This is a genomic window from Methylobrevis albus, assembly GCF_015904235.1.
GTDB lineage: Bacteria > Pseudomonadota > Alphaproteobacteria > Rhizobiales > Pleomorphomonadaceae > Methylobrevis_A > Methylobrevis_A albus.
Genome location: NZ_JADZLT010000052.1, coordinates 66,131 through 91,401 on the forward strand (window position 1 = coordinate 66,131; position 25,271 = coordinate 91,401).

Sequence of the window (25,271 nt, forward strand, 5' to 3'; positions counted from 1 at the left end):
AAGCGTTCGTACCATCAGCTGTCAATTGGCATGATGACCGCGCCGACGCGGCGACGCGAGGGCCGGGGCCGCCGAAGCGGCCCCGGCCGGGCTGTCAGTTCGCGGTACGGACTTCGGCGAGCGAGGCCTGCACGGCGTTCCAGACCTCGGGCGAGAGCGCCCCGGTCACCTTGGAGATCACCGGATCGGCCATCGCCGCGACCTTGGCGAGCTCCTCGGGCGTCATCACGGTGACTTCCATGCCCTCGGCCTTCAGCGCCTCGACGGCCTTGCTCGACGCCGCGCGCGAATACTCGCGCTCGAAGTCGCGCGAGGCGACGGCGGCCTGACGGATCACCTCCTGGTCGGCGGCGCTGAGGCCGTCCCACCAGGACTTGCTGGCGAGCACGATCCACGGGCTGTAGACGTGGTTGGTGATGGTCAGATACTTCTGCACCTCGAAGAAGCGCGACGACTGGATCGTCGTAACGGGGTTCTCCTGGCCGTCCACCGTGCGCATCTCGAGCGCCGTGAAGAGCTCGGAGAAGGCCAGCGGGATCGGGCTCGCGCCGGTGGCGGCGAAGGTGTCGAGGAACACCGGGTTCTGCATGACGCGCAGCTTGATGCCGGCGAGATCCTCGGCGGTCGCGATCGGGCGCACGCTGTTGGTCAGGTTGCGGAAGCCGTTCTCCCAGTAGACGAGGCCGACGAGGCCCTGGGCGTCGAGCGTCTCGAGCAGCGCCTGGCCCGCCGGGCCGTCCAGCACATGGTCGGCTTCCTTCTCGTTGGCGAACAGGAACGGCACGTCCCAGACGCCGAAGTCGGGGATCAGGCCGACGAGGGTGGCGGTGGAGCCGACCATCATCTCCTGGGCGCCGCCGATCAGCGCGTTCTGCATCTGCAGGTCCGGGCCGAGCGTGCCGCCGCCGAAGGTGTCCATCTTCAGGCGCCCCTCGCTGAGGCGGTCGATTTCCTTCGCGAGGAACCGCGCGCCCTCGCCCTGGGTGCTCTCCTCGTTGAGCCCGTAGCCGAAGCGGATGGTTACGTCCTGCGCCAGCGCCGGAACGGTGCCGAGCGCCAGGGCCAGCATGGCCAGCATTGCCTTCTTCATGGTGTTTCCTCCGATTGAACTTAAGTCTTAGCCGGTACCGCCGACTGCGGATCTCGGGTTCTTCTAGTAGAGCCAGCTCGCCGGAACGGTGATGAGCTCCGGCACGAGGATGAACAGCAGGATCAGGGTGGTATAGGCGACGACATAGGGCCAGGCGCCGCTGATCACGCCCTCGAGCCTGATCTTTGCAACCCCCGCCGCGACGTTGAGCACTGTGCCGACCGGGGGCGTCAGCAGGCCGACCGCGCCGACCATGACGAAGATCACGCCGAAATAGTGCGGGTCGATGCCGGCCGCCCGCGCGATCGGCGCCAGCACGGGCCCAAGGATCAGGATTGTCGGGGTGAGGTCCATGGCGGTGCCGACCACCGTCAGCAGCACCACGATCATCAGCATCAGCAGCTTGGGCTGCTCGACGAGGGGGCCGAGCAGTTCGATCACCTGGCGCGGCAGGTTGGCGAGCGTGATCATGTACGAGGTGACGAGGGCCGCCGCGACGAGGAACATGACGACGGCCGTCGTCTTGGCCGCCTTCACGAACAGTTCGGGCAGGTCCGCCACCTTGATGCCGCGGTAGACGAACATGCCGACGAACAGGGCGTAGACGGCCGCCACGACGGCGGCCTCCGTCGGCGTGAACAGGCCGAAGCGCAGGCCGCCGATGATGATCACCGGCAGCATCAGCGCCCAGCCGGCCCCCGCGAGCGCCCGCAGCCGCGCCGACCAGCTCTGGCGGGGAATGGTCGGCGTGTCGCCCTTGCGCGCGACGAAGGTCCAGGTGGCGACCAGCGCTCCCGCCATCATCAGGCCGGGGGCGATGCCGGCCATGAACAGCTTGGTGATCGAGACGTTGGTCGCCACCCCGTAGATGATGAACGACATCGACGGCGGGATGATCGGCGCGATGACGCCGCCCGACGCGATCAGCCCGGTCGACTTGTTCATGTCGTAGCCGGCGCCGCGCATCATCGGGATCAGGATGGTCGCGAGCGCCGCGGTGTCGGCGATCGCCGAGCCGGAGAGGCTGGCCAGCAGCAAGGCCGCGCCGATGGTGACGTAGCCGAGGCCGCCGCGCATGTGCCCGAACAGCGACACGGCGAGGTCGACGATGCGCCGCGAGATGCCGCCGGCGTTCATCAGCTCGCCGGCGAGCAGGAACAGCGGCACCGCCAGCAGCGGGAAGCTGTCGGCGCCGGCGATCATGTTCTGCGCGATGAGCTGGGCGTTGAAATAGCCGAGGTGCATCATCAGCGCGATGCCGGACAGCATCAGCGCGAAGGCGATCGGCATGCCGAACACCATCAGCCCGAGCAGGACCCCGGTGAAAATCAGGATTGTCATGGCTTTGCATCCGGGTGGACGTCGGCGACGTCGACGGTTTCCTGCACCTGGACGAGTTCGTCGGCATCGAGCCGGCCGAGGAGGGCGCGCAGGGTATCGATCAGGTAGATGAGGCCCATGCCGATGGCGGAGGCGAGGCCGGCCGCGGCGAAGACGGCGACGGGGAGGCCGGTGAGCGGCGACACGGTGCGCAAGCCGACCAGCGTCTGGGTCCAGCTCCCTTGCGCGAACAGCGCCAGCGCGAACAGGATCAGCGCGTTGCAGAACACCAGCGACAGGCGCCGGCCCCAGACGGGCATTGCGCGCACCACCATGTCGATGCCGATGTGCGAGCGCTCGCGCACCGCGATGATCGCCCCGAGGAAGATCAGCCAGACGAAGGCGAGCCGCGAGACCTCGTCGGCGACCGCGATGCCGGAGTGGAAGACGTAGCGGCCGACGACATTGGCGAACAGCAGGACCATGATCAGGCCGAGCAGCAAGGCCATCAGATATTCGGTCCAGCGCTGCAGGCGGTCTGCAAGGCGTGTCATCGCTCTCTCCGCGACAGGGCCGCAACGGCCAGTTTCACGATGTCGGCAACCGGCGTCTCGACCGAGACCGTCAGGCCCGCCTCGTCATCGCCGAGCGGATCGAGGATCGCGAACTGGCTGTCCAGCATGGCGGGGGGCATGAAGTGGCCGGTCCGCTCCGCCATGCGGCGCGCCAGCACCGCGTGTGGTCCGTCGAGATGGAGGAAGAAGCCGCCGCGCTTCGGGCGGCGCAGGATGTCGCGGTAGCCGCGCTTCAGCGCCGAGCAGGCGACCACGATACCGGTTTCATCGGACGACCGGGCGATATGGGCCGCGATGTCGTCGAGCCAGGCGGCACGGTCGGCGTCCTCGAGCGGGCGGCCGCTGCTCATCAGCGCGATGTTGCGCGGCGGATGCAGGCTGTCGCCCTCGAGAAACGGGCTGCCGAGCGCCGCGGCGAGCGCCTCACCGACGGTGGACTTGCCGCAGCCGGCAACCCCCATCACCAAGACCGGTCCGACATGCAACACCGACCCTCCCAAGCCGATCGGGCGTGTTCGCCCCGCGCTCTTGCGGCGCTGGCGTGAAAGATAGCGCTATCTTTGCGCCGGGGTCAATCGATTGAAAGCCGGTTCGGTGTGGATGGCGCGCGTCCGGCCCCGACCGGACATTGCATTGGCGCAGGCCTGATCCCGGCCGCCTGGGCGTAGCGAGACACGGTCCGCGAGCATCGCATCCCCTCGGGGGGGCGGGCTGCAAAGACGCCGCCCGAGCTGTCAGGGGGATGGCTCGCGCGGCTCGAAGGCCGGCGAAATGCAGGCTTTTCTCAGCACGACCAAGCGCTGTTACGAACCGGCGCCTTCAGGCTCGTCGCCGCGGACATGCGGGCCTTGAAGTGGGGGGAGGCGGGGCGGCAGGATGCATGCCGGAGGAGGGCCGTGCGTTCGTCCCCGCCGAGCTGGCGATGCCGCCGGTCATGCACGGATGCCGGGCCGGAGCGCGCCATGGTCAAGTATGAAAGCATGCGCGCCGAACTTCTCGGCACCCTCAGGTGTCTCGGCAATGCCCGATGCCAGATCGACTGCTGGGTGCACGGCAAGTTTCCCGCGGGCGTCGAGTACGAAGATTTCGGCTTGCACGTCCATTTCCTGTTCGATGACACGCTTCTCTCGGAAGATCCGGAACGTACGATCGGGTTCATTCTCGAAACCGCAGCCGAGGCGGCGGCGATCAAGAAACTGTGCGATAGTCTGGAATTGATCTTCGGCAGGTACGGCACGGAGCTCGCCGATGCCGACGACATCTCGAAGCCGGAATGGGTCGACGTCATTCGGTCGGCGCGTGAGGCGTCAGACGTCTTCGGTCTGTAGAGGGCTCGAGCCGGGCTGCGGCCAGGTCACCGTCTGACCGCCGTGCGCCGGCTCGTCGCGCCAGAGCCGCACGGGGAGCGGGCCATGAAGGTCATTCTGAAATCGTGGCAACCCGGCGTTGAGGTCGTTACCCTGATCTGCGTCATCAGAAGCCACACCGGACTGTCTCTGACGGATGCCAAACAACGGGTCGAAGCCTTTCTCGCCGGAATTCCGATCGAAATTGATTTCGACGACGCAGCCAGGTTGGCCGAGTTCAACGACACCATGAAAACAATCGGTGTCGTTTCGGAGGAAGTCTGATTTCTATGGGCTCATCGCAATTATACCTGCAATTGCAAAAATGCATTCTTTCATTTTTAACAAGGAATCAACCCGAGGTGAACGTTCCAACCTTCGTCAGTTATTTTACTCGAGAAGTGATAAATGTCGACGAAGTTGATGGCGAAATCAAAATTGCCCTTGAAGAGCGAGGATTTCGAAGGAACGAGAACTATAGAAACTTGTTTGCCATTGAGCCTGCCTCAGAGATCGAGGCAGCTCAGATTCTGGGGTTCTTGAGAGACATCGGCATTCCTTTCGCAACCGATCGGTCGGGCGGCGCGGGCCCTCTTATAGAGTGGTGGAAGAAAAACGGGTTGGTGCGCGGAGAATTTATCGTCATGGATACTTACATCGACGATATAAAACGAGGTATTCCGCCACAATTCAGAAAAGTCTAGAGGCAGCCTTCGTTGTCGATGGGCGCGAAAGGGTCAGGTGGCGGCCGGGCTGGCGCCGAAGCACCGCAGGCTGATCCCCGCATCCGAAGGCAGCACCTGCAGCGCCGTGTAGTCCGTCAAGGTCCGGTGCGAGGTCTCGACGGCGTGCCGGTGCGTCGCCGTGATCACCGCGACGGCGCAACCTGCGGCTTCGGCGGCCGTGATGCCGGCGGCCGCGTCCTCGAAGACGAGGCAGCGCTCGGGGGCGACGCCGAGGCGGGCGGCGGCGAGGACGAAGCAGTCGGGCGCGGGTTTGCCGCGGCTGACGTCTTCCGCCGTGATCATCACGGGCGGCACAGGCAAGCCGGCCGCCTCCAGCCGGCGGACGGCGAGCAGGCGGGGCGCCGAGGTCACGATCGCCCAGCGTCCGGCGGGCAGGGCGGCGAGGAATGCGGCGGCGCCGCCAATCGCTTCGATGTCGTCGACGTCGGCGATCTCGGCCCGGGTGATCGCGGCGGCTTCCGCCACCGGGTCGACGCCGGGCAGGCCGAGGTTGGCGATCGTCTCGACCGACCGGACGCCGTGGATCGTCGGCAGGAAGACGACCGGGTCGAGCCCGTGCGCCAGCGCCCAGGCCGACCAGACGCGTTCGGTGGTCCTGATCGAGGTCAGGAGCGTGCCGTCCATGTCGAAGAGGACGGCGTCGAAGCAAGCGCCTGCAAAGATGTCCGTCACGTCCTGCCGTCCTCGCATCGTCGGGTGGGGTGGCCCGCTCCGGCGGCGCCGGCGACGCTTCTAGCACGGGAAGCCGGCGCCGGTCGCCGGGAGATGGCGGCCGGCGGGCGCGGCTTTCACGCGGCGCGGGCGAGGGCGACCGCGTCGGCGCCGGCCGGGAAGTGCAGCCGGCCGGTGGTGTCGTTGGCCGCGGCGAACACCGCTTCGGCGACGTCGCTCTCCCGCGTCGTCAGCGCCGGCTGGGCATAGGCCGCGAAGATCGGTGCGGCGAAATCGGCGTAGGGCGCGGGGATGAGGTCGGCGACGTCGACCGCGGTGTTGTGGGCAAAGCGCGTCGTCGGCGCATAGCCCGGCTCGACCAGTTTCGCCCCGATGCCGAAATGCGCGAGTTCGTGCGCCAGCGATCCGGTGAAGCCGGTGATCGCCAGCTTGCTGGCGGTATAGGCGGCGGCGAGCGGCATCGCGGCGAGGGTGACGCTCGACGTCACGTTGACGATCACGCCCGAGCGGCGGGCGCGCATGCCGGGGATCACCGCCTGCGTCATCGCCATCACGCCGAAGGTGTTGGTCTCGAAGACGTGGCGGACGTGCGCCAGCGGCGTCGCCTCGAAGGCGCCGACGACGCCGACGCCGGCATTGTTGACCAGCACGTCGATCGGCCCGGCGGCTTCCACCGCCGCCGCGATGCTGGCGGCGTCGGTGACGTCGAGCGCCAAGAGGCGCAGCCGCTCGGACGGCGGCAGCACGTCGGCGCGCGGGGTGCGCATGGTGGCGATGACGGTCCAGCCGAGCGCGTGGAAGTGGCGGGCGGTCTCGAGGCCGTAGCCGGACGAGCAGCCGGTGATCAGGACGATCTTCATGGCGGGTCTCTCCTTGGTGTTGACAAGCGCAGGATAGACCGGCCAATCTGGACCTTCATCGATCATTGGTCCGTATTTCATTGGCGAGAGTCCGGTATGTCAGATCCCCTCGCGCAAGTGATCGCGCTGCTCCGCCCGCGCGCGATCTTTGCCAAGGGCATCAGCGGGGCGGGGCGCTGGGCGGTCAGCTACACCGCCTTCGGGCAGCCGGGCTTCTGCGCCGTGCTGGAGGGGGAGTGCCGGCTGGCCGTCGTCGGCGAGGCGCCGGTGGTGCTCGCGGCGGGCGATTTCGTGCTGCTGCCCGCAACGCCGGCCTTCACCATGTCGAGCCTCGCGCCGGCGACGCCGCGGCCGATCGATCCGCGTGCGAGCGATCCGGAAGCGGGCGCTGCGGCCGAGGAGGTGCGCCACGGGCGAGCCGACGGTCCGGCCGACGTGCGGCTGCGCGGTGGGTATTTCCTGTTCGAGTCGCCCGATGCCGGCCTGATCGTGTCGCTGCTGCCGGCGATGATCCACATCCACGGCGACGACCGGCTCGCGGCGCTGGTGCGCCTGTTCGGCGACGAGGCGGGCGGGCAGCGCGCGGGGCGCGAGCTGGTGCTGACGCGGCTGGTCGAGATCCTGCTGGTCGAGGCGCTGCGCGCCGCGCAGGGGCCGGGCGCCCCGCCGGGCCTGCTGCGCGGCCTCGCCGACGCGCGGATCGCCACCGCGCTGCGCCGGATGCACGGTGATGCCGAGCGCGCCTGGACCGTCGCGGCGCTCGCGGGCGAGGCCGGCCTCTCGCGCTCGGCCTTCTTCGAGCGCTTCAGCCGCACAGTCGGCCTGCGCCCGATGGAGTATCTCCTCGCCTGGCGCATGGCGCTCGCGAAAGACCTGCTACGCAGCCGCGCCCACGCCCTCGACGACGTCGCCCGCCGCGTCGGCTACGGCTCGGCGAGCACGTTCAGCACGGCGTTCGCACGGCATGTCGGCACGCCGCCGGGGCGGTTCGGGCGGGATGCGCTTCGGGATTGAGGCCACTGCAGTCCGATTCGGCCGTCTCGATTCCGGGCCAAGCAGCCGGGGGCCGTTGGCAAATCGCGAAGCTACACGGCCTCAATCTCGCCGGCGCCCCGGCTTTTCCCTCGCCCTTCGAGACAGCCGCTGCGCGGCTTCCTCAGGATGAGGGAAAAGGGGCAAACTTTTGTCTTAAAACAGAAAACGACCGGAGGCTTCATCCTGAGGAAGCCGCGCAGCGGCTGTCTCGAAGGGCGAGGCCGGGTGCGCCGGCCCATGTCGTCGCGCTGCAACGGACAGCAGGAGGAGGCCAGCTCTGCCGGTTCATCCGCCCCGGAAGACCACCCGCTACGCCACCCCCGTCGGGCGCTGGCCCACCCAGCCGGTCGCCGTTTCGATCGCGTGGCCGAGCGACAGCAGCTTGTGCTCGCCGCGAACCGGGCCGACCATCTGCAGCCCGAAGGGCAGGCCCGTGCCGGTGAAGCCGCCGGGGGTGACCAGCACGGGGTGGCTGGTCATGGTGACGCGGCAGGCGAGCCGCTGCCACTTGAAGTAGCGGTCGAGCACCGTGCCGTCGATCTCCGCCACCCATTCGACCTCGGCCGGGGGCGCGGAAACCGGCGTCGCCGGGGTGACGAACACGTCGTAGTCCTGCAGCAGGCGGGCGGTGCGCTCGAAGATCGCGGTGCGCTCGCGGATGCCGAAGGCGAGTTCGTCGGCCGGGGTTTCGCGGCCCTGGCGGATGTTGCGCAGATAGTCCGGCCGCAGCTTGTCCGGATTGGCCCAGGCCGCCTCGGGGGCGTCGATATAGAAGCCGAACATCTCGACGGCTTCCCAGGCGCGGTCGGCGGTGGAGAGATCGAGTTCGACGTCGTCGATCGTGCAGCCGAGACTCTCGAGCACCCGGCGTGCACCGGCGTAGGCGTCGCGGATCTCGGGCGAGATCGGCAGGCCGTCGGCATTGGCGCTCCAGGCGATGCGCACCCGGCCGAGGTCGACCTCGGCGAGGCGGCGGAAGCGCGCCGGGTCCTCGTCGATCGCAATCGGCCCGAGCGACGTCGGGCCGGCCATCGCCGACAGCAGCAGGCCGGCATCCTCGGAGCTGCGCCCCATCGGTCCGAGCACGAGATGCGGCGACCAGGCGTCGGCGAAGCCGTCGGCGGGGACGCGGCCCGGGGTCGTGCGCAGGCCGACGATGTTGCAGAACGAGGCCGGATAGCGGATCGAGCCGCCGCTGTCGCTGCCGTCGGCGATCGGCAGCAGGCCCGCGGCGATGGCCGCCGCGCCGCCGCTGGAGCCGCCGCCGTGGCGGCCGAGGTCCCAGGGATTGCGGGTGATGCCGAAGACGTCGTTGAAGGTGAGGGTGCCGACGCCATAGGACGGCGTGTTGGTCTTGCCGATGATCAGCGCGCCCGCGTCGCGGAGCTTCGCCACCATCGCCGCGTCGCGGGTCGCGACCGGGTCGTGATCGTGGACCGGCGAGCCGAAGCTCGTCCGGAACCCCTTGACGTGGTTGAGGTCCTTCACCGCCGTCGGCAGGCCGTGCAGGGGTCCGAGCGGCTCGCCGGCGGCGCGGGCGCGGTCGGCGGCCTCGGCGAGCGCCAGCGCGGCGCTTTCGGGCAGCAGGGAGACGATCGCGTTCAGCTGCGGATTGAGCTCCTCGATCCGCGCGAGGAACGCCCGCATCACCTCCACGGCCGAAATCTCGCCGCGGGCGACAAGCCCGGCGAGGTCGGTGGCAGAGCGGTAGTGCAGCGGGGTGTCGGCCACGAGTGTCTCCCGGGGGTCAGGCATCTGGTCAAAGGCGGGAATTTGCTAGCAAGGACGGTGCCAGCGCCGGTTCGGCAAGGGGACTCGCGGCGCGGCGCGGACCCGCGCGAGGCCACCCGAAGATGGTCTCGCACAAGCGTTCCTCACGCACACCGTCTCATCCGCTCCGGCTCACGCACGCGCTCTCACGCACACCAGCGCGCGATCGTCAGCGCGATCGCCCGGGTGCAGTCGACGAGGTCCGTCACCGAGACGTGCTCGTTCGGCTGGTGCGCCTGGGTCGGGTCGCCGGGGCCGAAGTTGAGGGTGGGGGTTTTGCCGAGTTCGGTGGGGATGCCCATGTCGGTGTGGGCGCCGGTGCCGGTCAAGGTGGGGGAGAGGCCGGCGGTGGCGACGGCGCCCTGCATCAGGCGGACGAAATCGTGGTCGGCGGGGACTTCGGCGCAGTCGGCGTCGAGGATCCATTCGATGCGGGCGGGGTGCTCGCGGAGATAGGGGTCGGCCTGGCAGAGCGCGGCGATGTGCTCTTCGAACTCGCGCTTCACATGGCCGCCGAGCAGGAACTCGTCCTTTTCCGAGGGCAGGTACTGGATGTCGACGGTGATCTCGGCGCGGCCGGCCATCGAGGCCGGGTGCTCGCCGGCGCTGATCATGGTCGGGATGATCTGGTTGGGCAGGTCCATCAGCGGATGGTTCTTCTTCGGGTCGAACTGCCAGCGCCGGTTCAGGATGTCGATGCCGTCGAGGATCTGGCGGCAGAGCCAGATCGCGTCGACCGGGCCGGTCGAGTACCAGGAATTCGGTTTCAATTCGGCGTGGCCGCCGATGCCGTCGAGGATGATCTTCGCCCAGATGATGCCGTGGCAGATCGGCGCGATGGTGTTGCCGGTCGGCTCGGTCATGATGCCGACGTCGGCGCGCCAGCCGCGGTCGGCCATGGCGAGCGCGCCCATGCCGCCGATCTCCTCGTCGACCACGGTGCCCCAGACGACGTCGCCGGAGAGCTCGACGCCGAGCTCCTTGAGCGTCTCGATCGCCATCAGCATGCAGGCGACGCCGCCCTTCATGTCGACGGCGCCGCGGCCGTAGACGCATTCGTTGGTCAGCACCGCGTTGAACGGGTCGGTCTTCCAGTGCTCGGCCGGGCCGGGGGGCACCACGTCGATGTGGCCGGTGAGGAACACCGAGCGCCCGCCGCCGCTGCCCTTCAGGCGGCCGCCGAGGTTGGGCCGGCCCTCAAAGGTGCGGCCCTTGTGGGCGGCGGGACCGCCCTTGTACTTTTCATAGAGCGCCGGGCCGTCCGGATCCCAGAGGTCGGTCTCGAAGCCGATCTTCTCGAGCCGGCCCTTCAGGTAGACCTGACAGTCGTGTTCGCCCGGGCCGGCCTTGGTCGGGTCGGCGAGCACGATCGAGGGGAAGTTGATGAGGTCCATCAACGTGGTGGCGATGCGATCGGCGCGCGCCTCGACGGCGGCGGCGATACGGGCTTCAAGGTCCGACATCAGGATCTCCGGCGAATGGGTATGAGGTCGACGAGCAGCACGAGCAGGAGCAGGGCACCGACGATGCCTACCTGCCAGACCGCCGAAACGTTGATGAACTGCAGCCCGGTCTTCAGCGTCACGATCATCAGCACCGCGACGAGGACGCCGAGCACGCCGCCGGCGCCGCCGAAGATCGCGACGCCGCCGAGCAGCACGGCCGCGAGCGATTCGAGCTCGAGGTTCTGGCCGATGTTCGGCCGGCCCGAGCCGAACCAGGCGAGCGAGACGAGAGCGGCGAGGCCCGACAGCGCGCCCGACAGCACGTAGGCGAGGAAGCGGATGCGGTCGACGTCGATGCCGACGAGGCGCGCGGCGCGCTCGTTGTGGCCCATGGCGTAAAACCAGCGGCCCCAGGGCGTGAAGGTCAGCATGCCGGCGACCGCGAGGTAGGCCGGCACGACGAGGACGAGCACGTGCCACGGCACGCCGCCGAGATTGCCGCGGCCGAACGGCACCAGCCATTGCGGCACGCCGGACAGCGACGCGCCGCCGGTGAGTGCCATCGCGAGGCCGCCGAACACGAACAGCGTGCCGAGGGTCGCGATCAGCGGCAGGATGCGGATCTTCGTCACCAGAACGCCGTTGACCGCGCCGAGCAGGGCGCCGATCACCACGGGAACGAGCGGAAACACCGCCTCGGGCACCCCGGCGGACATCGCCATCATGGTCAGGATCGCCGACAGCGAGACCATGCCGCCGACCGAGAGGTCGATGCCGGCGCCGCCGGCGAGCACGATCAGCGTCTGGCCGAGCGCGACGAGGGCGAGCATCGAGGCGAACTGCAGCACCGTCGAGGCGAGCGAGGGTTGCAGGAAACGCGGCTCATAGAGCGCGAAGCTCGCGAGGATGCCGGCGAAGAGGACCAGCAGCAGGACGAGCTTCGCCGTGGTGGAGGTGGTCGCCGCCATCATGCGGTCCTCCGCGCGGCGACGAGACCGCCGAGGCGGCGGAACAGGCCGGCGACGGCGGCGCGCTCCAGCGTCAGGGCGAGCAGCAGGAGCACGCCGGTGACGACCGGCTGCCACAGCGACGGCAGGCCGACGATGGTGAAGCCGTTCTGCAGCATGCGGATCAGCAAGACGCCGAGCGCGGTGCCGAGCAGGCTCGCCTTGCCGCCGAGGATCGAGGTGCCGCCGAGCACCACGGCGGCGATGGCGTCGAGCGCCACGGTGCTGCCGACGGTCATCTCCACGTTGCGGTAGTTGGCGATGTAGAAGGTCGCGGCGATGCCGCAAAGCGCCCCCGACACCATGTAGGCGGCGATTCGGACCTTCCGCACCGCGACGCCGGAGAGCCGTGCGCGCTCCTCCGCGTTGCCGACGGCGAGCAGGTGCAGGCCGAAGGGCGTGCGGCGCAGCACGACGAAGGCGGCGGCGTAGGCGACGACGATCACGATGTAGGAGGTCGGGATGACGCCGGCGATGCGCGCGGCGAAGATCTCCGACAGCGACGAGGGCAGGCCCGACAGCCAGCTGCCGCCGAGCAGCGCGAAGATCGTCGTGCGGTAGACGCCGAGCAGGCCGATGGTGGCGACGATCGCCGGGATGCGGCCGAGCACGATGACCGTGCCGGAGAATGCGCCGAGCGCGAGGCCGACCAGCGGTCCGGCGAGGGCGGCGAGCCAGGGGTCGACGCCGGCGAGCAGCAGGTTGCCGATGGCGATCGCCGCGATGCCGAGGATCATGCCGACCGAGACGTCGATGCCGCCGATCGCCAGCACGAAGGTGAGCCCGAGGCCGATCAGCATCAGCTCGGTGCTATTGCGGATGATGGCGTAGACGTTGTTCGGGTGCAGGAAGACCGGCGACAGCGACGCGAACACCACCGCCGCCGCGACGACGGCGGCGAGCAGCGTCAGTTCGCGGCCGCCGATGCGCTGGGCGAGCTTTGCGAGCATGCGTCGGGTGTTCCTCGTTCGGGGCGGCGCCGAGCTGAGCGGCGGCGGCTGAAATTCCCCTCTCCCCTTGTGGGAGAGGGTGCCCGAAGGGCGGGTGAGGGGTGCAGCCTCTCCTCGCGTGGACAGGCTGCTGATGCCCGCGGCGCTGCACCCCTCATCCGCCCTTCGGGCACCTTCTCCCACAAGGGGAGAAGGGACTTGGCGCGTGGGGAGGGGGCTTTCCCCTCCCCACCTGCTTCGATCAGAAGTCGAAGTTGCCGACGTTGTCCTTGGTGAACACCGTCGGGTCGCCGAGCAGCAGGATGCCGGTGGCGGCGTCGTAGGGGATCGGCTGGTCCAAGCCGGGCACGGTGTTCGACGCCTCGAAGGGCTTGCCGTCGATCAGCTGCTTGCCGGCCCAGACGGTGAGGTAGCCGAGCGCCGCCGGATCCCACAGCACGGTGAAGCCCATCGCGCCGCTTTCGATGTAGGAGCGGGCGGTGTTCGGGCTGCAGTAGCCGGTGCCGAGCACTTCGCCGATCTTGCCGGCGGTCTCGATCGCCTGGCCGACGCCGGGGCAGGTCGAGGAGGCGACGGCGATCAGGCCCTTGAGGTCCGGGTTGGCGGTCATCAGGTCGCTGGCGAGTTGGGCGGCGCGGTCGGACGAGCCGCCGGCGAACTGCGGCTCGAGCAGGGTGACGTTCGGATACTTCTCGGCGACCCGGTCCTGGATGATCTTGATCCAGGCGTTGAGGTTCGACGAGGTGGCGTCGCCGGAGACGAAGCCGATCTTGGCGTCTTCGCCGATGCGGGAAACCAGCTGGTCGATCAGCGTCTCGCCGAGGCCCTGGTCGGAGGCCTGGGCGACGTAGACGTCGCGGCCGCTGTCGGGGGCGTCGCTGTCGGAGGTGAAGAGCTTCAGGCCCTTCGCCTTCGCCTCGGCGACGACCGGAGCGATGGCCGAGGCGTCGATCGTGGAAATCGAGATCGCCTCGACGCCCTGGTTGACGAGGTTCTGCACGATCTGCAGCTGGTCGATCGGGTTGGCGTCGACCGGGCCGGTGTAGATGAACTCGACGCCGAATTCCTCGGCCGCCTTCTGGCCGCCGGCTTCCATCGAGTTGAAGTAGGGAATGCCGATCAGCTGCGGCACGAAGGCGACGCGCGGCTTTTCCTGGGCGATTGCGACGCCGGCGAGGGCGAGAACGGCGACGCCGGTGGCGAGGACGGTCTTCAGCGACTTCATGGTGGTTCCCCTTGTCTCGGCGCGGCCCCCCGCGCCTCTGGATTGCTTTGCAGCCATTGTTGTTTTTGCGTCGTTGCAGTCATGGACCGCGGGGGGCCGCGGCCGATCTGGGGATTCGTTTGCGCCTAGCCGAGGTGCTCGAGGCTCCTCAGGCTCGGGTGGGCGCCGGTGATGAAGGCGACGATCTCTTCCGGCGTCGTCTCGTCGCGCCGCCGCTCGGCGATCTTGGCGCCGCGGCGGAACACGACCATGCGGTTGGCGACTTCGAACACGTCGGCGATGTTGTGGCTGACCAGCACCACGGCGCAGCCGCGGCCGGCGAGGTTGCGCACCAGCGACAGAACTTTTCGGGTCTCGGCGACCGCGAGCGCCGCGGTCGGCTCGTCCATGATGACGAGGCGGGCGTCGAGGTTGAGCGCCCGGCAGATCGCCACGGCCTGGCGCTGGCCGCCGGAGAGGCCGCCGACGGGCAGGTCGGGGTCGGGGATGTGCGCGTCGAGTTCGGCGAGCAGCTCGTCGACCCGCCGGCGCATCTCCGCCCTTTTCAGGATCGGCACGCCGAGGATGCGCCGCACCGATTCCCGGCCGAGGTAGACGTTCTCGGCGACCGAGAGGTTCTCCGACAGCGCCAGCTCCTGGTAGATCGTGGCGATGCCGGCGGCCGCCGCGTCCTGCGGCGAGGCGAGCTCGACCGGCGCGCCCTCGATCTCCAGCGTGCCCGACGTCGGGCGGTGCGCCCCGGCGAGCACCTTCACGAAGGTGGACTTGCCGGCGCCGTTGTCGCCGAGCAGCGCCAGCACCTCGCCGCGGCGTATGTCGACGTCGACGCCGGCGAGCGCCGTCACGGCCCCGAACTGCTTGCCGATCGATCTCGCTTTCAGGAACGGCACGTCCGTCACGGGCTTGTCCTCTCTCGGCTCCGGGTCGCAGCTTTTCGTGATCAGGTCTGGCGCGAGACCCAGTCGGCGACGTTGTTCCAGAGGCGGGCGTAGCCCTCCCACTGCACGAACTCGTTCGGCACCCAGTGCGGGCCGACGTCCGAGGTCCAGGCCAGCGTGCGGCCGGCGCCGTAGCTGCCGGTGACGAGCAGCGGATGGCCGCCCTCTTCGGCAGGCAGGCGGGCGAGCACCTCGACGCCGTCGATGTCCTTGACGCGGACCTCGTTGGCACCCAGCAGCAGCGGCCACTCGCCGCCGAGGCCGGCGAGCACCGGATGGTCGGCCGGGCCGGTGATCTCGGCGGTGAAGCCGTCCGGCACCTCGATGCGGTCGTCGTAGGGCAGGCAGGCGACGGGGAGGGCCTCCTCCACCGGCGTGCGGGCCCAGCGGCCGCGGCCGTCGATGCCCTGGAAGGTGAGGTAGCCGCCGAACATCACGAGGCCGCCGCCCTTGCGGGTCCACTCGCGGATCAGCTTCAGCCGGTTCGGCCGCGGCTTGCCGGTGAGCCAGACGTCGGGGTGCAGCAGCAGCGTGTTGGCACCGATGTCGGAGATGACGATGACGTCCCACTGCGCGAGGCCTTCGGCGGTGGACGGGAAGTCCGTCGCCGCGAGGTGCGAGGGCATGTAGTCGACGTCGTAGCGGTCCTTGAGGGCCGCCACGAAGGGCTCGCCGCCGAGGTGATAGGTGGTGCTGCCGAACTGGTCGAAGCCCTTGTAGTGGGTTGCGGACGTCACCCAGCTCTCGCCGAGCAGCAGCAGCCTTTTCCTGGTCATCGTGGTCTCCACGTTGAATTTTCTTGGAATTTTCCATCGCCCCGCGGTGGTGCCACCGAGGCGCGGGCGACGAATTCGATCGGCAGGCGGAGGATTTCCGCCGGGGTGTTCTCGCCGCGGATCAGCGCGACGAGCCGTTCGACGCCGGTGCGACCCATGTCGGAGATCGACTGGCGGATCGCCGAGATCGGCGGGTCGAAGAAGTCGAGCGGGGCGACGTCGTCGAAGGTGACGAGCGAGACGTCGGCCGGGACGCGGACGCCGTGGGCGCGGAACACCGGCAACAGGCCGAGCAGCACCTGGTCGCTGGAGGCGAAGATCGCGGTCGGCGGCGCGCCGTCCGCCAGCAGTGCCTCGGCGGTGGCCCGGCCGTGCGCCAGCGAATAGTCGCCGTAGAATTCAGTGACGGCGGCCTCGGCGAGGCCGGCCTCGCGGGCGGCGGCGCGGAAGCCGGCGCCGCGCTCGCGCGAGCTCATCAGGTCGCGCGGGCCGCCGATGTAGACCAGCCGGCGGTGGCCCGCTTCGAGGAAGGCGCGGGCCGCGAGCCGGCCACCCGCCTCGTTGTCGCAGAAGACCTTGGTGACGCTGGTGCCCGGCACGTCCTCGTCGAGCAGCACGACGCGGGCGGCACGGCCGATCGCGCTCGCCAGCGCGCCGTCGTCGTCGGTGAGGTTGGTGACGAAGAGCAGGGCGTCGACGTCGCTGCTGCCGAGGCGGGCGAGATATTCGAGTTCGCGGGCGCGCCGGTTGCCGGTCGCGAACAGCATCACCCCGAGGCCCTGCTCGGAGGCCGCCTCCTCGGCGGCGGCGGCGAGTTCGGCGAAGAACGGGTTGCCGATCTCGGGCAGCACCAGCGCGATGGTGTCGGAACGGCCGAGGCTGAGGCGGCGGGCATGCGGATTGGGGCGGTAGTCGAAATGGGCGATCGCCGCCTCGATCCGGCTCACGGTGGCTTCGGGCAGCAACAGCGAGCCATTCAGGAAGCGCGAAATCGCCGCCGGGGAGACCCCGGCGCGTTCCGCGACATCCTTGAGCTTGGCTGGCTGCTTCATCGCTTCGTAAACCGCTTTATCGAGGGGGTGGCGTAGCTTGTATACCGCTTTACAAAGAGGTTAAGCGAAGGGAAGGCGATGGGGCAAGCCCATTTGGGCGGCATTGTCTGCACAAGAATTCGGCTGGGCGCGGGATGAGCGGGCTAGCGCGCTGTGTGGTCCGGGACCCGCGGCGAGGGGGCGAGGTCCGTTTCCAGCCCCTCTCTAGGGCACGCCTTGCAACTCGAGCTTCGCCGAAGTCCGTCTTGGTCCGCGCCGGCTCGCCATCCACGAGAGCCCGGTCTCGAGCCGCACGGACTTGGTCGCGCCGCCCGAGGGCATCGCTTTTCGACACGGCCAATCCGTGGGGCCGGTCGTGGATGGTCCGCCTGCGCGGACCATGACGGCCTTCAGAGTTCTGTCTCCATTACAGTGCAATTGGCCAAAACATCTCTATTCACGAAAACCTTGTGATACTGAAAAAATCGAAGCTTCTTAATCTCGTGTTTTAACCAATTTGTGATTATCTTCAATGAAGCCGAATGTTTTCATTTCCTCAATGAAATCATAATTACTATGCAGATAGACACCTCGCTCGATCTCTAGATCAACTCCGCTCAGATAGCCTAAGCATCTCCACACCTTGATGAAATCCTCCGGTTGAACAAAAAGGTTATCGGCATCTCCCGCTCGCATCGCCAAGCTTGCGAACTCGGCAATTTGTTCTCTCGACTCGACACCGTCAATTAAATTGAAAAACTTTTTCTTCATATCTTCTAACGTCAATATCATCTAACATTCTCCTGTATAATTTCCGTTTTCATCGAACATATAGTGCCGCTTCTGACCGGTACTCTGCTCAGGCCGCACTCGCCTGACTATTCCTTTGTGATCACGCGTCTCAAACCAAGTTCTGGCTTGTCAGATCGCTTCTTACCCGTAGACCCGGTCCGAAGTCCGTCTTGGTACGCGGAGGCGGATCAGGACGGTTGCCGAAGTTCGGGTTCCGTGGATTCGCCGACCGTTGCCTGCGCCTCGACGTCCTCCAAAGTCTGTCATGGTCCGCGCAGGCGGACCATCCACGAAAGCCCGGACTTCAGGCTCGCGGACATGGTGGAGAACAGGGAGACTTCGCGGTGGGGCACCCCGCCCGTGGGGCCGGTCGTGGATGGTCCGCCTCCGCGGACCATGACGGTCTCCAGGGGGCTGCCTCCGGTCCTGCATCGATCGACGCCCGTTCCACTAGGCCCCTCGCGCGACTGAACCGCATCCCCCGTCGCCTCCCTCGCTTCCGTCTTGCCGCCCGAACGCCGCGCATGCTTACTGGCGCAAATGTCCGCGTCAGTCGGACGCAGGGGACGTCAGGGGCTTTCATGCTTGCGATCCGGACGATGGCCGCGGCGGCCGTGGTGATGGCGGGGCTCGGGTTCGGGCCGGCGGCGGCGGCCGAGCGGCCGGCGCCGGAGACGGTGCTGCGCGAGTGGTACGGGCTGGTGCTCGAACTCGTCCGGCACACGCCGACCTATTCGCCCCCGGTCGCGAGCCGCGCCTTCGCCTATCTCGGCGTCGCCGCCTTCGAGGCTTCGGTGGCTGTCGGCGAGGGCGATCTCGTCTCGCTCGCCGGCCAGGTGCAGGCGCTCGGGCCGCTGCCCGCGCCGCCGCCGGACGCCGCGCTCGACGCGGCGGTCGTGGTGCAGGCGACCGTGGCCGCGGCGGCGCGCGAGCTCTTCGGCAATACCGGCCCGACCGGCCAGCGGGCGCTGAAGCTGGTCGAGGCGAAGCTGGCGGCGAGCGTTGCGGACGGCCTGCCGGCGGCGACCGTCACCGCCAGCACCGACTACGGCCGCGCGATCGCCGCCCACGTGCTCGCCTGGTCGGCGGACGACGGCGGCGCGGTGATCGACAACATGGGCTTCCCGGCCGATTTCGCGCTCGGCGACGGGCCGGGCCGCTGGAAGCCGACCAGCACCTTCGACCAGCAGCAGCGGCCGTTGCTGCCGCGCTGGGGCGAGAACCGGACCTTCGCGATGCCGAGCGGCGCCACCTGCGACCTGCCGCCGCCGCCCGACTACAGCGACGATCCGGCGTCGCGGTTCTTCATCGAGGCGAAGGAGGTCTACGACGCGCGGGTGCAGCTCTCCGACGAGCACCGGGCGATCGCGCGCTTCTGGTCGGACGATCCGATGCTGTCGCCGACGCCGCCGGGGCACTGGATCTCGATCGCGTTGCAGCTGCTCGAGCAGGACGGCGCCGGCCTCGACCGCCATGCCGAGGTGATGGCGAAGCTCGGCATCACGCTGGCCGACGCCTTCATCGGCTGCTGGCACGAAAAGTTCCGCTACGATCTCGTGCGGCCCGTCACCGTCATCCGCCGCATGATCGACCCGAAGTGGGAGCCGTTGCTGATCACGCCGCCGTTCCCGGAATATCCGAGCGGCCACAGCACGCAGTCGGGCGCCGCGGCCGAGGTGCTGACGGCGCTGTTCGGCGAGAACCGCGCCTTCACCGACCGCACCCACGAGGACGACGGCCTGCCGGCGCGCAGCTTCCCGAGCCTCTGGGCAGCGGCGGAGGAGGCCGGCATCTCGCGGCTCTACGGCGGCATCCATTTCCGCGCGGCGATCGACCTCGGCCTCGACCAGGGCCGCTGCATCGGCGCCTATGCGGCCGCGCTGAGGACGCGCAAATGACGACGATGCACCTTCTTCGCCGCCGCCTGCCGGCCCTTCTCGCCGCCCTCGCCATCGGCGTCGGCTCTCTGATCTCCGCCCGGGCCGACGAGGGGCCGGCGGTGCCGAGCTTCGTTGACGAGACGGCGGCGGCCGGGCTCGACAGCGTCTATGCCGGCGACTGGGAGTACATGGTCGGCGGCGGCGCCGCGTCGTTCGACTGCGACGACGACGGCTTCCCCGACCTGCTGCTCGCCGGCGGCGAGGCACCCGCGAAGTTCTATCGCAACGCTTCCGAACTCGGCGGAGCTCTGAAGTTCGAGGAGGGCGCGGCGAGCGGGCTCGAACTCGACGCCGTCACGGGCGCCTATCCGCTCGACATCGACGGCGACGGCCGCATGGACCTCGTGCTGCTCAGGATCGGCGAGAACGTCGTGATGCGCGGCCTCGGCGGCTGCAAGTTCGAGCGGGCCAACGAGGCGTTCGGCTTCGACGGCGGCGACGGCTGGTCGACGGCGCTGGCGGCGACCTGGGAGAAGGGCGCGAGCTGGCCGACAATCGCCATCGGCAACTACATCGACCGCAGCAGCGTGATGCCGTGGGGCTCGTGCACCGACAACTGGCTGCACCGGCCGCAGGGCTCGGGACCAGGCTTTGCGCCGCCGCTGGCGCTGACCCCGAGCTACTGCGCGCTCTCCATGCTGTTCACCGACTGGAACCGCTCCGGCACGCCGGCGCTGCGCGTTTCCAACGACCGCGAGTACTACAAGGGCGGGCAGGAGCAGCTCTGGCGCGTCGAGCCGGGCAAGGCGCCGGCGCTCTACACCGAGGCGGACGGCTGGCGCTATGTGCGCATCTGGGGCATGGGGATCGCGAGCTACGACCTCGATCTCGACGGTTTCCCCGAATATTACCTCACCAGCATGGCCGACAACCGGCTGCAGAAGCTCGCCCCGGTGCCGGACGGCGCGGCGGCGAAGCCGAGCTATGGCGACGTTGCGCTGGCGAAGGGCGTCACCGCGCACCGGCCCTATGTCGGCGACGACGTGAAGCCGAGCACGGCGTGGCATGCGCAGTTCGAGGACGTCAACAACGACGGGCTCGTCGACCTCTTCGTCGCCAAGGGCAACGTCGCCGAGATGCCGGACTTCGCGGCGCTCGACCCGAACAACCTGCTGCTGCAGCAGCCCGACGGCAAGTTCGTCGAGGCCGGCGACCGGGCCGGGGTGGCGAGCACGCGGATCGCGCGCGGCGCGCTTCTCACCGACTTCAACCTCGACGGCCGCGTCGACCTCGTCGTGGTCAACCGCTGGAAGGGCGCCGAGCTCTGGCGCAACACCGGGGCGGGCGAGGGCACCGGCGCCGGATTGCTGCTGAAGCTCGCGCAGCCGGGGCCGAACCGCGACGCCATCGGCGCCTTCGTCGAGGTGCGCTGCGGCGAGCGCGTGCTGCGCCGGGAAATCACCGTCGGCGGCGGCCATGCCAGCGGCCATGCCGGCTGGTGGCACTTCGGGCTCGGCGGCGAGACGGAGGCGGAGGTGCGGGTGCTCTGGCCGGACGGCACGGCGGGGCCGTGGCACAAGGTGGCGGCGGAGGGGCGCTTCGTGCTCGGCCGCGACGCCGATCCCATGCCGTGGTCGCCGGGCTGACGCGCGCCACGCTCAGGAACAATCGCTGCCACATCCGGTTGGGGTTCGTCGATCGCAAAGTCGACGCCAACGGAGGACACGACCATGGCATCCGCCAAGGAAATGACGCTCGACGATCTCTTTCTCGATACGCTGAAGGACGTCTACCACGCCGAGAAGCAGGTGCTGCGCGCGCTGCCGAAGATGGCGAAGTCGGCGACCAGCGACGAGCTGCGCCAGGCGTTCGAAACTCATCTGCAGGAGACCGATGGGCAGATCCAGCGGCTCGAGCAGGTGTTCGAACTGCTCGGCAAGCGCCCGCAGGGCAAGCCCTGCGCCGCGATGCAGGGCCTCGTCGACGAGGGCAAGGAAATCATGGACGAGTACAAGGGCAGCGACGCGCTCGACCCGGGCCTCGTCGCCGCCGCGCAGGCGGTCGAGCACTATGAGATCGCGCGCTACGGCACGCTGATCGCGTGGGCCGGCCAGCTCGGCATGAAGGACGCCGTCGCGCTGCTGAAGCAGACGCTGGAGGAAGAGAAGAAGACCGACAAGCTGCTGTCCGGCCTCGCGGCGCAGGGCGTGAACCGCAAGGCGGCCTGACCTTCGGCCCTCCGTTCCCCGACGCTCTGCGCGGCCGTCGGCCGCGCCGTCAGCAGATCACGCCGGACCCCGCAAAGGTCCGGCGTTTTTTTGTGTCCGCAGTCAGCCGTGCCCACCCTTCGGGCGCTCGACGTCGCGCAGCAGCCGCCAGGCGGCGACCGCGCCGGCGACGGCGATGACGGCGCAGATCACCGCCACGGTGTCGACCGAGGCCGAAAACGCGGTGCGGGCGAGGTCGAGCAGGGCGGTGGTCGACGGACCGGGGTACTCGATCGACATGGCGACGGCGCCGCCCAGCGTGTCGCGGGCGGCGGCGATCGCGGCCGGTGTCAGGTCGAGGCCGGCCGGGACATCGAGCATCGCCGTGCGGTAGACCGCGACCGCGACGCTGCCGAGCACGGCGATGCCGAGCACGCCGCCGAACTCGGCCCCGGTTTCCGAGATCGCCGAGGCGGCGCCGGCGCGTTCCGCCGGCGCGGCGCCGAGCAGGAGGTCGGTGGTGAGGATGAAGATCGGGCCGAGCCCGACCGCGCTGATCACCCAGGCTCCCACGATGATCTCGAGCGCGAAGCGGCCATGCGCCAGCGGCATCAGCGCGAGGCCGAAGGCGAGCAGGCCGAAGCCCGCGGCGATCACCGTCGCGGGCCGGAACCTTGCGACAATGAAGGACGCCGACATCGAGCTCGCCGTGATCGCCAGCGCCGCCGGCAGGGTCCAGAGCCCGGCCTCGAGCGGCGACAGGCCGATCACCATCTGCAGATGCTGCGCGAGCAGGAAGAAGATGCCGAAGATGACGAGGCAGCCGACGACATTGACGCCGAGCGCGGTGGAGAAGACGCGCGAGCGGAAGAGCGCGAGGTCGATCAGCGGGTCGGCGAGCCGGCGCTGGCGGCGCACGAACAGCGCACCGAGGACGAGGCCGGCGGCGATGGAGGCGAACGGCAGCCAGCCGATGCCGTGCTCGGCGATCCGCTTCAGGCCGTAGATCACCGCGAGCACCGCCGCGAGCGACAGGCCGGCGCTGACAAAGTCGAGGCGGCCGGCATTGGCGTCGCGGAACTCCGGCAGCAGCCGCGGTCCGACGACCAGCAGCAGCGCCATGACGGGCAGGGCGATCAGGAACACCGAACCCCACCAGAAGAATTCGAGCAGGATGCCGCCGATCACCGGGCCGATCGCGCTGCCGGCGGCATAGCTGGTGCCCCAGACGCTGATCGCGAAGGTGCGCTGGCGCGGATCGTCGAACATGTTGCGTAGCAGCGACAGGGTCGAGGGGGCGAGGGTGGCGCCGGCGATGCCGAGCAGCGCGCGGGCGACGATCAGCAGCTCGGCGTTCGGGGCGAAGGCGGCGAGGATCGAGGCGGCGCCGAAGGCGAGCGCGCCGATCATCAAGAGCCGGCGGCGGCCGATGCGGTCGCCGAGCGTGCCCATGGTGATCAGCGACCCGGCGACGAGGAAGCCGTAGATGTCGACGATCCAGAGCATCTGCGCGGCAGAGGGCTTCAGGTCGGCGGCGATCTGCGGCGCGGCGAGGTTGAGGACGGTGAGGTCCATCGAATAGATCAGGCACGGCAGGGTGAGGACCGCGAGCCCGAGCCATTCGCGCCGTCCGGCCCGGAGTGCCGCCGGGTTCACGCTCGCATCCATCATCATCTCCTGATCCCGCCCGTCGGTGCCGCACGCGGCCGGCGAGCCGGGTTGATTAGCAGAGCTGTGCGACGGCTGCACGTCGCGTCGCCGGTAAGATTCACCGGCCGCCGATGGCCGTGCTGCCGTCGGTGAGGCGGTCGAGGTGGCGGCGGATGTGGGCGGCGTCGGCGGGTGACGCGGCGAGCGCGATGGCGCGGTTGAAAGCGGCGCGGGCTTCCTCGTGGCGGCCGAGGTCGACGAGATAGGCGCCCTTGACGCCGAAGAAGTGGAAATAGCCCGCGAGCCGGTTCTCCAGCGGCTCGATCAGGGCCAGCGCCGCCGCCGGCCCGTGCACCTTGGCGACCGCGACGGAGCGGTTGAGGGTGATGACCGGCGAGGGCTGCATCCGCTCCAGCGCCGCATAGAGCGCAGCGATGCCGGACCAGTCGGTGTCGGCGGCGCGGGCGGCGCGCGCATGCAGGGCGGCGATCGCCGCCTGGATCTGATAGGCGCCGGGCTGGCGGTGGCGCATCGCCTTGTCGATCAGCGCCAGCCCCTCGGCGATCATCTTTTTATTCCAGAGGCTTCTGTCCTGTTCTTCAAGCAGGATCGCTTCGCCGTTGGGGTCGAACCTCGCCTTGGCGCGCGAGCGCTGCAGCAGCATCAGCGCAGTGAGGCCCATGATTTCCGGCTCGGAGGGAAACAGCCGGATCAGCAGCCGGGCGAGCCGGATCGCCTCGTCGCACAGCGCTCCGCGCTCGCCGGCGTCGGTGGCGCCGGCGGAATAGCCCTCGTTGAAGACGAGGTAGAGCATCGCGGCGACGGCGCCGAGCCGCTCGGCGCGCTCGGCCGCGCCCGGGGTTTCGAACGGCACCTCGCCACCGGCGATCCGCGCCTTGGCCCGGGTGATGCGCTGCTCCATCGCCGCCTCGCCGACGAGGAAGGCGCGGGCGATCTGGCGCACCGACAGGCCGGCGACGATGCGCAAGGCGAGCGCGATCTGCTGCGTCGCCGGCAGCTCCGGATGGCAGCAGATGAACATCAGCCGCAGGATGTCGTCGCGGTAGTGGGCGCCGTCAAGGCGGTCGGCCATCGCGTCCTCGGCGTCGCCGAGGTCGGAGATCGCGGCCTCGTCGGGCAGTTCCTGCAGCTTCGCGCGGCGGCGGACGCCGTCGAGGGCGGCGTTGCGGCCGACGAAGATCAGCCAGGCGGTCGGATCGCGCGGCGGGCCTTTCTCCGGCCAGTGCCGCAGCGCCTTCAGGCAGGCCTCCTGGAACGCCTCCTCGGCGGTGTCGAGGTCGCGGAAATAGCGCAGCAGCGCGCCGAGCGCCTGGGGGCGGGCGGAGGTGAGGGCGGCCTCGATCCAGGCGATGTCGGTCACGGCGAGGTGGCTCCGGGCCGGAACAGGCCGATGGGACGCAGTTCGTAAGACCCGCCGGGATTGGCTTCGCCGAGGTCGCGGGCGATGGCGAGCGCCTCGTCGAGGTCGGCGACGTCGATGACGTAGAAGCCGAGCAACTGCTCCTTGGTCTCGGCGAAGGGGCCGTCGAGGACGAGCGGCGGCTCGCGGTCCTTGCGCAGCGTGGTGGCGGCGGTGGTCGGCAGCAGGCGCACGACGGGGCCGAGCTTGCCGGCGCGGGCGAGGTTTTCCTGCACCACGGCGAGACGCTGCATCACGGCGGCGTCTTCCTCGGCGCTCCAGGCGCAGACGACGTCTTCCTGATGGTAGCAAAGGATGGTGTAGAGCATCGGGGCCTCCTCGTGACACAGGACGCCGGACTATGCCGAGCGCCGACAGGGCGGCGCAATGAAATGTCGCGCGGGCTGAAAGCGACGGCCGCAATGCGGTTCGGACTTGACCGGGGCGGGCAGGTGAAGTGCTTTGTCAACCTTGACGGGGCAATCTACAAGGTCACGCCGCCCTCGGGCGGCAGCGATCCGATCCATCGCGAGAGG

The 25,271-nt window shown here is 69.1% G+C and carries 25 protein-coding genes; 7 read left to right on the top strand and 18 right to left on the bottom strand.

The window, feature by feature from the left end:
* Nucleotides 1-94: 94 nt before the first annotated feature.
* The 4 genes from I5731_RS13975 to I5731_RS13990 all read right to left on the bottom strand — a co-directional run bounded on the left by I5731_RS13975 (nucleotide 95) and on the right by I5731_RS13990 (nucleotide 3,446).
* Nucleotides 95-1,090 carry a TRAP transporter substrate-binding protein gene (locus tag I5731_RS13975; protein WP_197312022.1) on the bottom strand — a complete coding sequence of 332 codons (996 nt, stop codon included), beginning with the start codon at nucleotides 1,088-1,090 and terminating at the stop codon, nucleotides 95-97.
* A gap of 63 nt (nucleotides 1,091-1,153) precedes the next feature.
* Nucleotides 1,154-2,431: a TRAP transporter large permease gene (locus I5731_RS13980; protein WP_197312023.1), complete on the bottom strand. Its 1,278-nt coding sequence runs from the start codon at nucleotides 2,429-2,431 to the stop codon at nucleotides 1,154-1,156.
* The gene (locus tag I5731_RS13985; protein WP_197312024.1) at nucleotides 2,428-2,964 is read right to left on the bottom strand and encodes a TRAP transporter small permease; all 537 of its coding nucleotides are present in this window, start codon (nucleotides 2,962-2,964) and stop codon (nucleotides 2,428-2,430) included. Before I5731_RS13985 ends, I5731_RS13980 begins: the two co-directional genes overlap by 4 nt.
* Nucleotides 2,961-3,446 carry a gluconokinase gene (locus I5731_RS13990; protein WP_197312212.1) on the bottom strand — a complete coding sequence of 162 codons (486 nt, stop codon included), beginning with the start codon at nucleotides 3,444-3,446 and terminating at the stop codon, nucleotides 2,961-2,963. Before I5731_RS13990 ends, I5731_RS13985 begins: the two co-directional genes overlap by 4 nt.
* Nucleotides 3,447-3,947: 501 nt before the next feature.
* Here I5731_RS13990 and I5731_RS13995 point away from each other — a divergent pair.
* The 3 genes from I5731_RS13995 to I5731_RS14005 all read left to right on the top strand — a co-directional run bounded on the left by I5731_RS13995 (nucleotide 3,948) and on the right by I5731_RS14005 (nucleotide 5,035).
* On the top strand, nucleotides 3,948-4,313 hold the full coding sequence (locus tag I5731_RS13995; RefSeq protein ID WP_197312025.1) for an SCO4402 family protein: 366 nt from the start codon (nucleotides 3,948-3,950) through the stop codon (nucleotides 4,311-4,313).
* Between the two features lie 84 nt (nucleotides 4,314-4,397).
* Entirely contained in the window at nucleotides 4,398-4,616 is a 219-nt protein-coding gene (locus I5731_RS14000; RefSeq protein ID WP_197312026.1) for a hypothetical protein, read from the top strand.
* 77 nt (nucleotides 4,617-4,693) lie between these two features.
* Entirely contained in the window at nucleotides 4,694-5,035 is a 342-nt protein-coding gene (locus I5731_RS14005) for a hypothetical protein (protein WP_197312027.1), read from the top strand.
* 33 nt (nucleotides 5,036-5,068) lie between these two features.
* Here the strand turns inward: I5731_RS14005 and I5731_RS14010 are convergent, their stop codons facing one another.
* Nucleotides 5,069-5,740: an HAD-IA family hydrolase gene (locus I5731_RS14010; protein WP_407941845.1), complete on the bottom strand. Its 672-nt coding sequence runs from the start codon at nucleotides 5,738-5,740 to the stop codon at nucleotides 5,069-5,071.
* A 125-nt stretch (nucleotides 5,741-5,865) separates the two neighbouring features.
* The gene (locus tag I5731_RS14015; protein WP_197312029.1) at nucleotides 5,866-6,609 is read right to left on the bottom strand and encodes an SDR family oxidoreductase; all 744 of its coding nucleotides are present in this window, start codon (nucleotides 6,607-6,609) and stop codon (nucleotides 5,866-5,868) included.
* Nucleotides 6,610-6,705: 96 nt separating this feature from the next.
* Here I5731_RS14015 and I5731_RS14020 point away from each other — a divergent pair, with 96 nt between their 5' ends.
* A complete protein-coding gene (locus I5731_RS14020; RefSeq protein ID WP_197312030.1) occupies nucleotides 6,706-7,623 on the top strand; it encodes an AraC family transcriptional regulator in 918 nt (305 codons plus the stop codon).
* 330 nt (nucleotides 7,624-7,953) lie between these two features.
* On the opposite strand, the gene I5731_RS14025 is transcribed toward I5731_RS14020, so the two are convergent.
* The 9 genes from I5731_RS14025 to I5731_RS14065 form a co-directional block, all read right to left on the bottom strand.
* Nucleotides 7,954-9,375 carry an amidase gene (locus I5731_RS14025; RefSeq protein WP_197312031.1) on the bottom strand — a complete coding sequence of 474 codons (1,422 nt, stop codon included), beginning with the start codon at nucleotides 9,373-9,375 and terminating at the stop codon, nucleotides 7,954-7,956.
* A gap of 185 nt (nucleotides 9,376-9,560) precedes the next feature.
* Nucleotides 9,561-10,877, bottom strand: a complete 1,317-nt coding sequence (locus I5731_RS14030) for a M20 family metallopeptidase (protein WP_197312032.1) — start codon at nucleotides 10,875-10,877, stop codon at nucleotides 9,561-9,563.
* Nucleotides 10,877-11,830 (bottom strand): ABC transporter permease, encoded by a 954-nt coding sequence (locus I5731_RS14035; protein ID WP_197312033.1) that lies wholly within the window; start codon nucleotides 11,828-11,830, stop codon nucleotides 10,877-10,879. The genes I5731_RS14030 and I5731_RS14035 overlap by 1 nt, the downstream gene beginning before the upstream one ends.
* Nucleotides 11,827-12,816, bottom strand: a complete 990-nt coding sequence (locus I5731_RS14040) for an ABC transporter permease (protein WP_197312034.1) — start codon at nucleotides 12,814-12,816, stop codon at nucleotides 11,827-11,829. Before I5731_RS14040 ends, I5731_RS14035 begins: the two co-directional genes overlap by 4 nt.
* A gap of 241 nt (nucleotides 12,817-13,057) precedes the next feature.
* Nucleotides 13,058-14,041 (bottom strand): autoinducer 2 ABC transporter substrate-binding protein, encoded by a 984-nt coding sequence (locus I5731_RS14045; protein ID WP_197312035.1) that lies wholly within the window; start codon nucleotides 14,039-14,041, stop codon nucleotides 13,058-13,060.
* Between the two features lie 125 nt (nucleotides 14,042-14,166).
* On the bottom strand, nucleotides 14,167-14,940 hold the full coding sequence (locus I5731_RS14050) for an ATP-binding cassette domain-containing protein (RefSeq protein WP_328838852.1): 774 nt from the start codon (nucleotides 14,938-14,940) through the stop codon (nucleotides 14,167-14,169).
* Nucleotides 14,941-14,981: 41 nt separating this feature from the next.
* Complete coding sequence (locus tag I5731_RS14055) at nucleotides 14,982-15,755, bottom strand: glutamine amidotransferase (protein ID WP_197312036.1); 774 nt, start codon at nucleotides 15,753-15,755, stop codon at nucleotides 14,982-14,984.
* Complete coding sequence (locus I5731_RS14060; RefSeq protein ID WP_197312037.1) at nucleotides 15,752-16,807, bottom strand: LacI family DNA-binding transcriptional regulator; 1,056 nt, start codon at nucleotides 16,805-16,807, stop codon at nucleotides 15,752-15,754. Before I5731_RS14060 ends, I5731_RS14055 begins: the two co-directional genes overlap by 4 nt.
* Before the next feature lie 474 nt (nucleotides 16,808-17,281).
* Nucleotides 17,282-17,578 (bottom strand): hypothetical protein, encoded by a 297-nt coding sequence (locus I5731_RS14065; RefSeq protein WP_197312038.1) that lies wholly within the window; start codon nucleotides 17,576-17,578, stop codon nucleotides 17,282-17,284.
* A 581-nt stretch (nucleotides 17,579-18,159) separates the two neighbouring features.
* Here I5731_RS14065 and I5731_RS14070 point away from each other — a divergent pair.
* The 3 genes from I5731_RS14070 (at nucleotide 18,160) to I5731_RS14080 (ending at nucleotide 21,686) form a co-directional block, all read left to right on the top strand.
* Complete coding sequence (locus I5731_RS14070; RefSeq protein WP_235981790.1) at nucleotides 18,160-19,476, top strand: vanadium-dependent haloperoxidase; 1,317 nt, start codon at nucleotides 18,160-18,162, stop codon at nucleotides 19,474-19,476.
* On the top strand, nucleotides 19,473-21,104 hold the full coding sequence (locus I5731_RS14075; protein ID WP_235981791.1) for a CRTAC1 family protein: 1,632 nt from the start codon (nucleotides 19,473-19,475) through the stop codon (nucleotides 21,102-21,104). Before I5731_RS14070 ends, I5731_RS14075 begins: the two co-directional genes overlap by 4 nt.
* 84 nt (nucleotides 21,105-21,188) lie before the next feature.
* Nucleotides 21,189-21,686 carry a YciE/YciF ferroxidase family protein gene (locus I5731_RS14080; RefSeq protein ID WP_197312039.1) on the top strand — a complete coding sequence of 166 codons (498 nt, stop codon included), beginning with the start codon at nucleotides 21,189-21,191 and terminating at the stop codon, nucleotides 21,684-21,686.
* A 102-nt stretch (nucleotides 21,687-21,788) separates the two neighbouring features.
* On the opposite strand, the gene I5731_RS14085 is transcribed toward I5731_RS14080, so the two are convergent.
* The 3 genes from I5731_RS14085 to I5731_RS14095 all read right to left on the bottom strand — a co-directional run bounded on the left by I5731_RS14085 (nucleotide 21,789) and on the right by I5731_RS14095 (nucleotide 25,064).
* A complete protein-coding gene (locus I5731_RS14085; RefSeq protein WP_197312040.1) occupies nucleotides 21,789-23,339 on the bottom strand; it encodes an MFS transporter in 1,551 nt (516 codons plus the stop codon).
* A 94-nt stretch (nucleotides 23,340-23,433) separates the two neighbouring features.
* The gene (locus tag I5731_RS14090; protein WP_197312041.1) at nucleotides 23,434-24,696 is read right to left on the bottom strand and encodes an RNA polymerase sigma factor; all 1,263 of its coding nucleotides are present in this window, start codon (nucleotides 24,694-24,696) and stop codon (nucleotides 23,434-23,436) included.
* Nucleotides 24,693-25,064, bottom strand: a complete 372-nt coding sequence (locus I5731_RS14095) for a YciI family protein (RefSeq protein WP_197312042.1) — start codon at nucleotides 25,062-25,064, stop codon at nucleotides 24,693-24,695. Before I5731_RS14095 ends, I5731_RS14090 begins: the two co-directional genes overlap by 4 nt.
* Between the last annotated feature and the right edge of the window lie 207 nt (nucleotides 25,065-25,271).

Bases quoted from the DNA above. Each gene is read 5' to 3' on its own strand.
- I5731_RS13975 (WP_197312022.1), bottom strand. From the start codon at position 1,090: ATGAAGAAGGCAATGCTGGCCATGCTGGCCCTGGCGCTCGGCACCGTT.
- I5731_RS13980 (WP_197312023.1), bottom strand. From the start codon at position 2,431: ATGACAATCCTGATTTTCACCGGGGTCCTGCTCGGGCTGATGGTGTTC.
- I5731_RS13985 (WP_197312024.1), bottom strand. From the start codon at position 2,964: ATGACACGCCTTGCAGACCGCCTGCAGCGCTGGACCGAATATCTGATG.
- I5731_RS13990 (WP_197312212.1), bottom strand. From the start codon at position 3,446: ATGGGGGTTGCCGGCTGCGGCAAGTCCACCGTCGGTGAGGCGCTCGCC.
- I5731_RS13995 (WP_197312025.1), top strand. From the start codon at position 3,948: ATGGTCAAGTATGAAAGCATGCGCGCCGAACTTCTCGGCACCCTCAGG.
- I5731_RS14000 (WP_197312026.1), top strand. From the start codon at position 4,398: ATGAAGGTCATTCTGAAATCGTGGCAACCCGGCGTTGAGGTCGTTACC.
- I5731_RS14015 (WP_197312029.1), bottom strand. From the start codon at position 6,609: ATGAAGATCGTCCTGATCACCGGCTGCTCGTCCGGCTACGGCCTCGAG.
- I5731_RS14020 (WP_197312030.1), top strand. From the start codon at position 6,706: ATGTCAGATCCCCTCGCGCAAGTGATCGCGCTGCTCCGCCCGCGCGCG.
- I5731_RS14030 (WP_197312032.1), bottom strand. From the start codon at position 10,877: ATGTCGGACCTTGAAGCCCGTATCGCCGCCGCCGTCGAGGCGCGCGCC.
- I5731_RS14035 (WP_197312033.1), bottom strand. From the start codon at position 11,830: ATGATGGCGGCGACCACCTCCACCACGGCGAAGCTCGTCCTGCTGCTG.
- I5731_RS14040 (WP_197312034.1), bottom strand. From the start codon at position 12,816: ATGCTCGCAAAGCTCGCCCAGCGCATCGGCGGCCGCGAACTGACGCTG.
- I5731_RS14045 (WP_197312035.1), bottom strand. From the start codon at position 14,041: ATGAAGTCGCTGAAGACCGTCCTCGCCACCGGCGTCGCCGTTCTCGCC.
- I5731_RS14055 (WP_197312036.1), bottom strand. From the start codon at position 15,755: ATGACCAGGAAAAGGCTGCTGCTGCTCGGCGAGAGCTGGGTGACGTCC.
- I5731_RS14060 (WP_197312037.1), bottom strand. From the start codon at position 16,807: ATGAAGCAGCCAGCCAAGCTCAAGGATGTCGCGGAACGCGCCGGGGTC.
- I5731_RS14065 (WP_197312038.1), bottom strand. From the start codon at position 17,578: ATGATATTGACGTTAGAAGATATGAAGAAAAAGTTTTTCAATTTAATT.
- I5731_RS14070 (WP_235981790.1), top strand. From the start codon at position 18,160: ATGCTTGCGATCCGGACGATGGCCGCGGCGGCCGTGGTGATGGCGGGG.
- I5731_RS14075 (WP_235981791.1), top strand. From the start codon at position 19,473: ATGACGACGATGCACCTTCTTCGCCGCCGCCTGCCGGCCCTTCTCGCC.
- I5731_RS14080 (WP_197312039.1), top strand. From the start codon at position 21,189: ATGGCATCCGCCAAGGAAATGACGCTCGACGATCTCTTTCTCGATACG.
- I5731_RS14085 (WP_197312040.1), bottom strand. From the start codon at position 23,339: ATGATGATGGATGCGAGCGTGAACCCGGCGGCACTCCGGGCCGGACGG.
- I5731_RS14095 (WP_197312042.1), bottom strand. From the start codon at position 25,064: ATGCTCTACACCATCCTTTGCTACCATCAGGAAGACGTCGTCTGCGCC.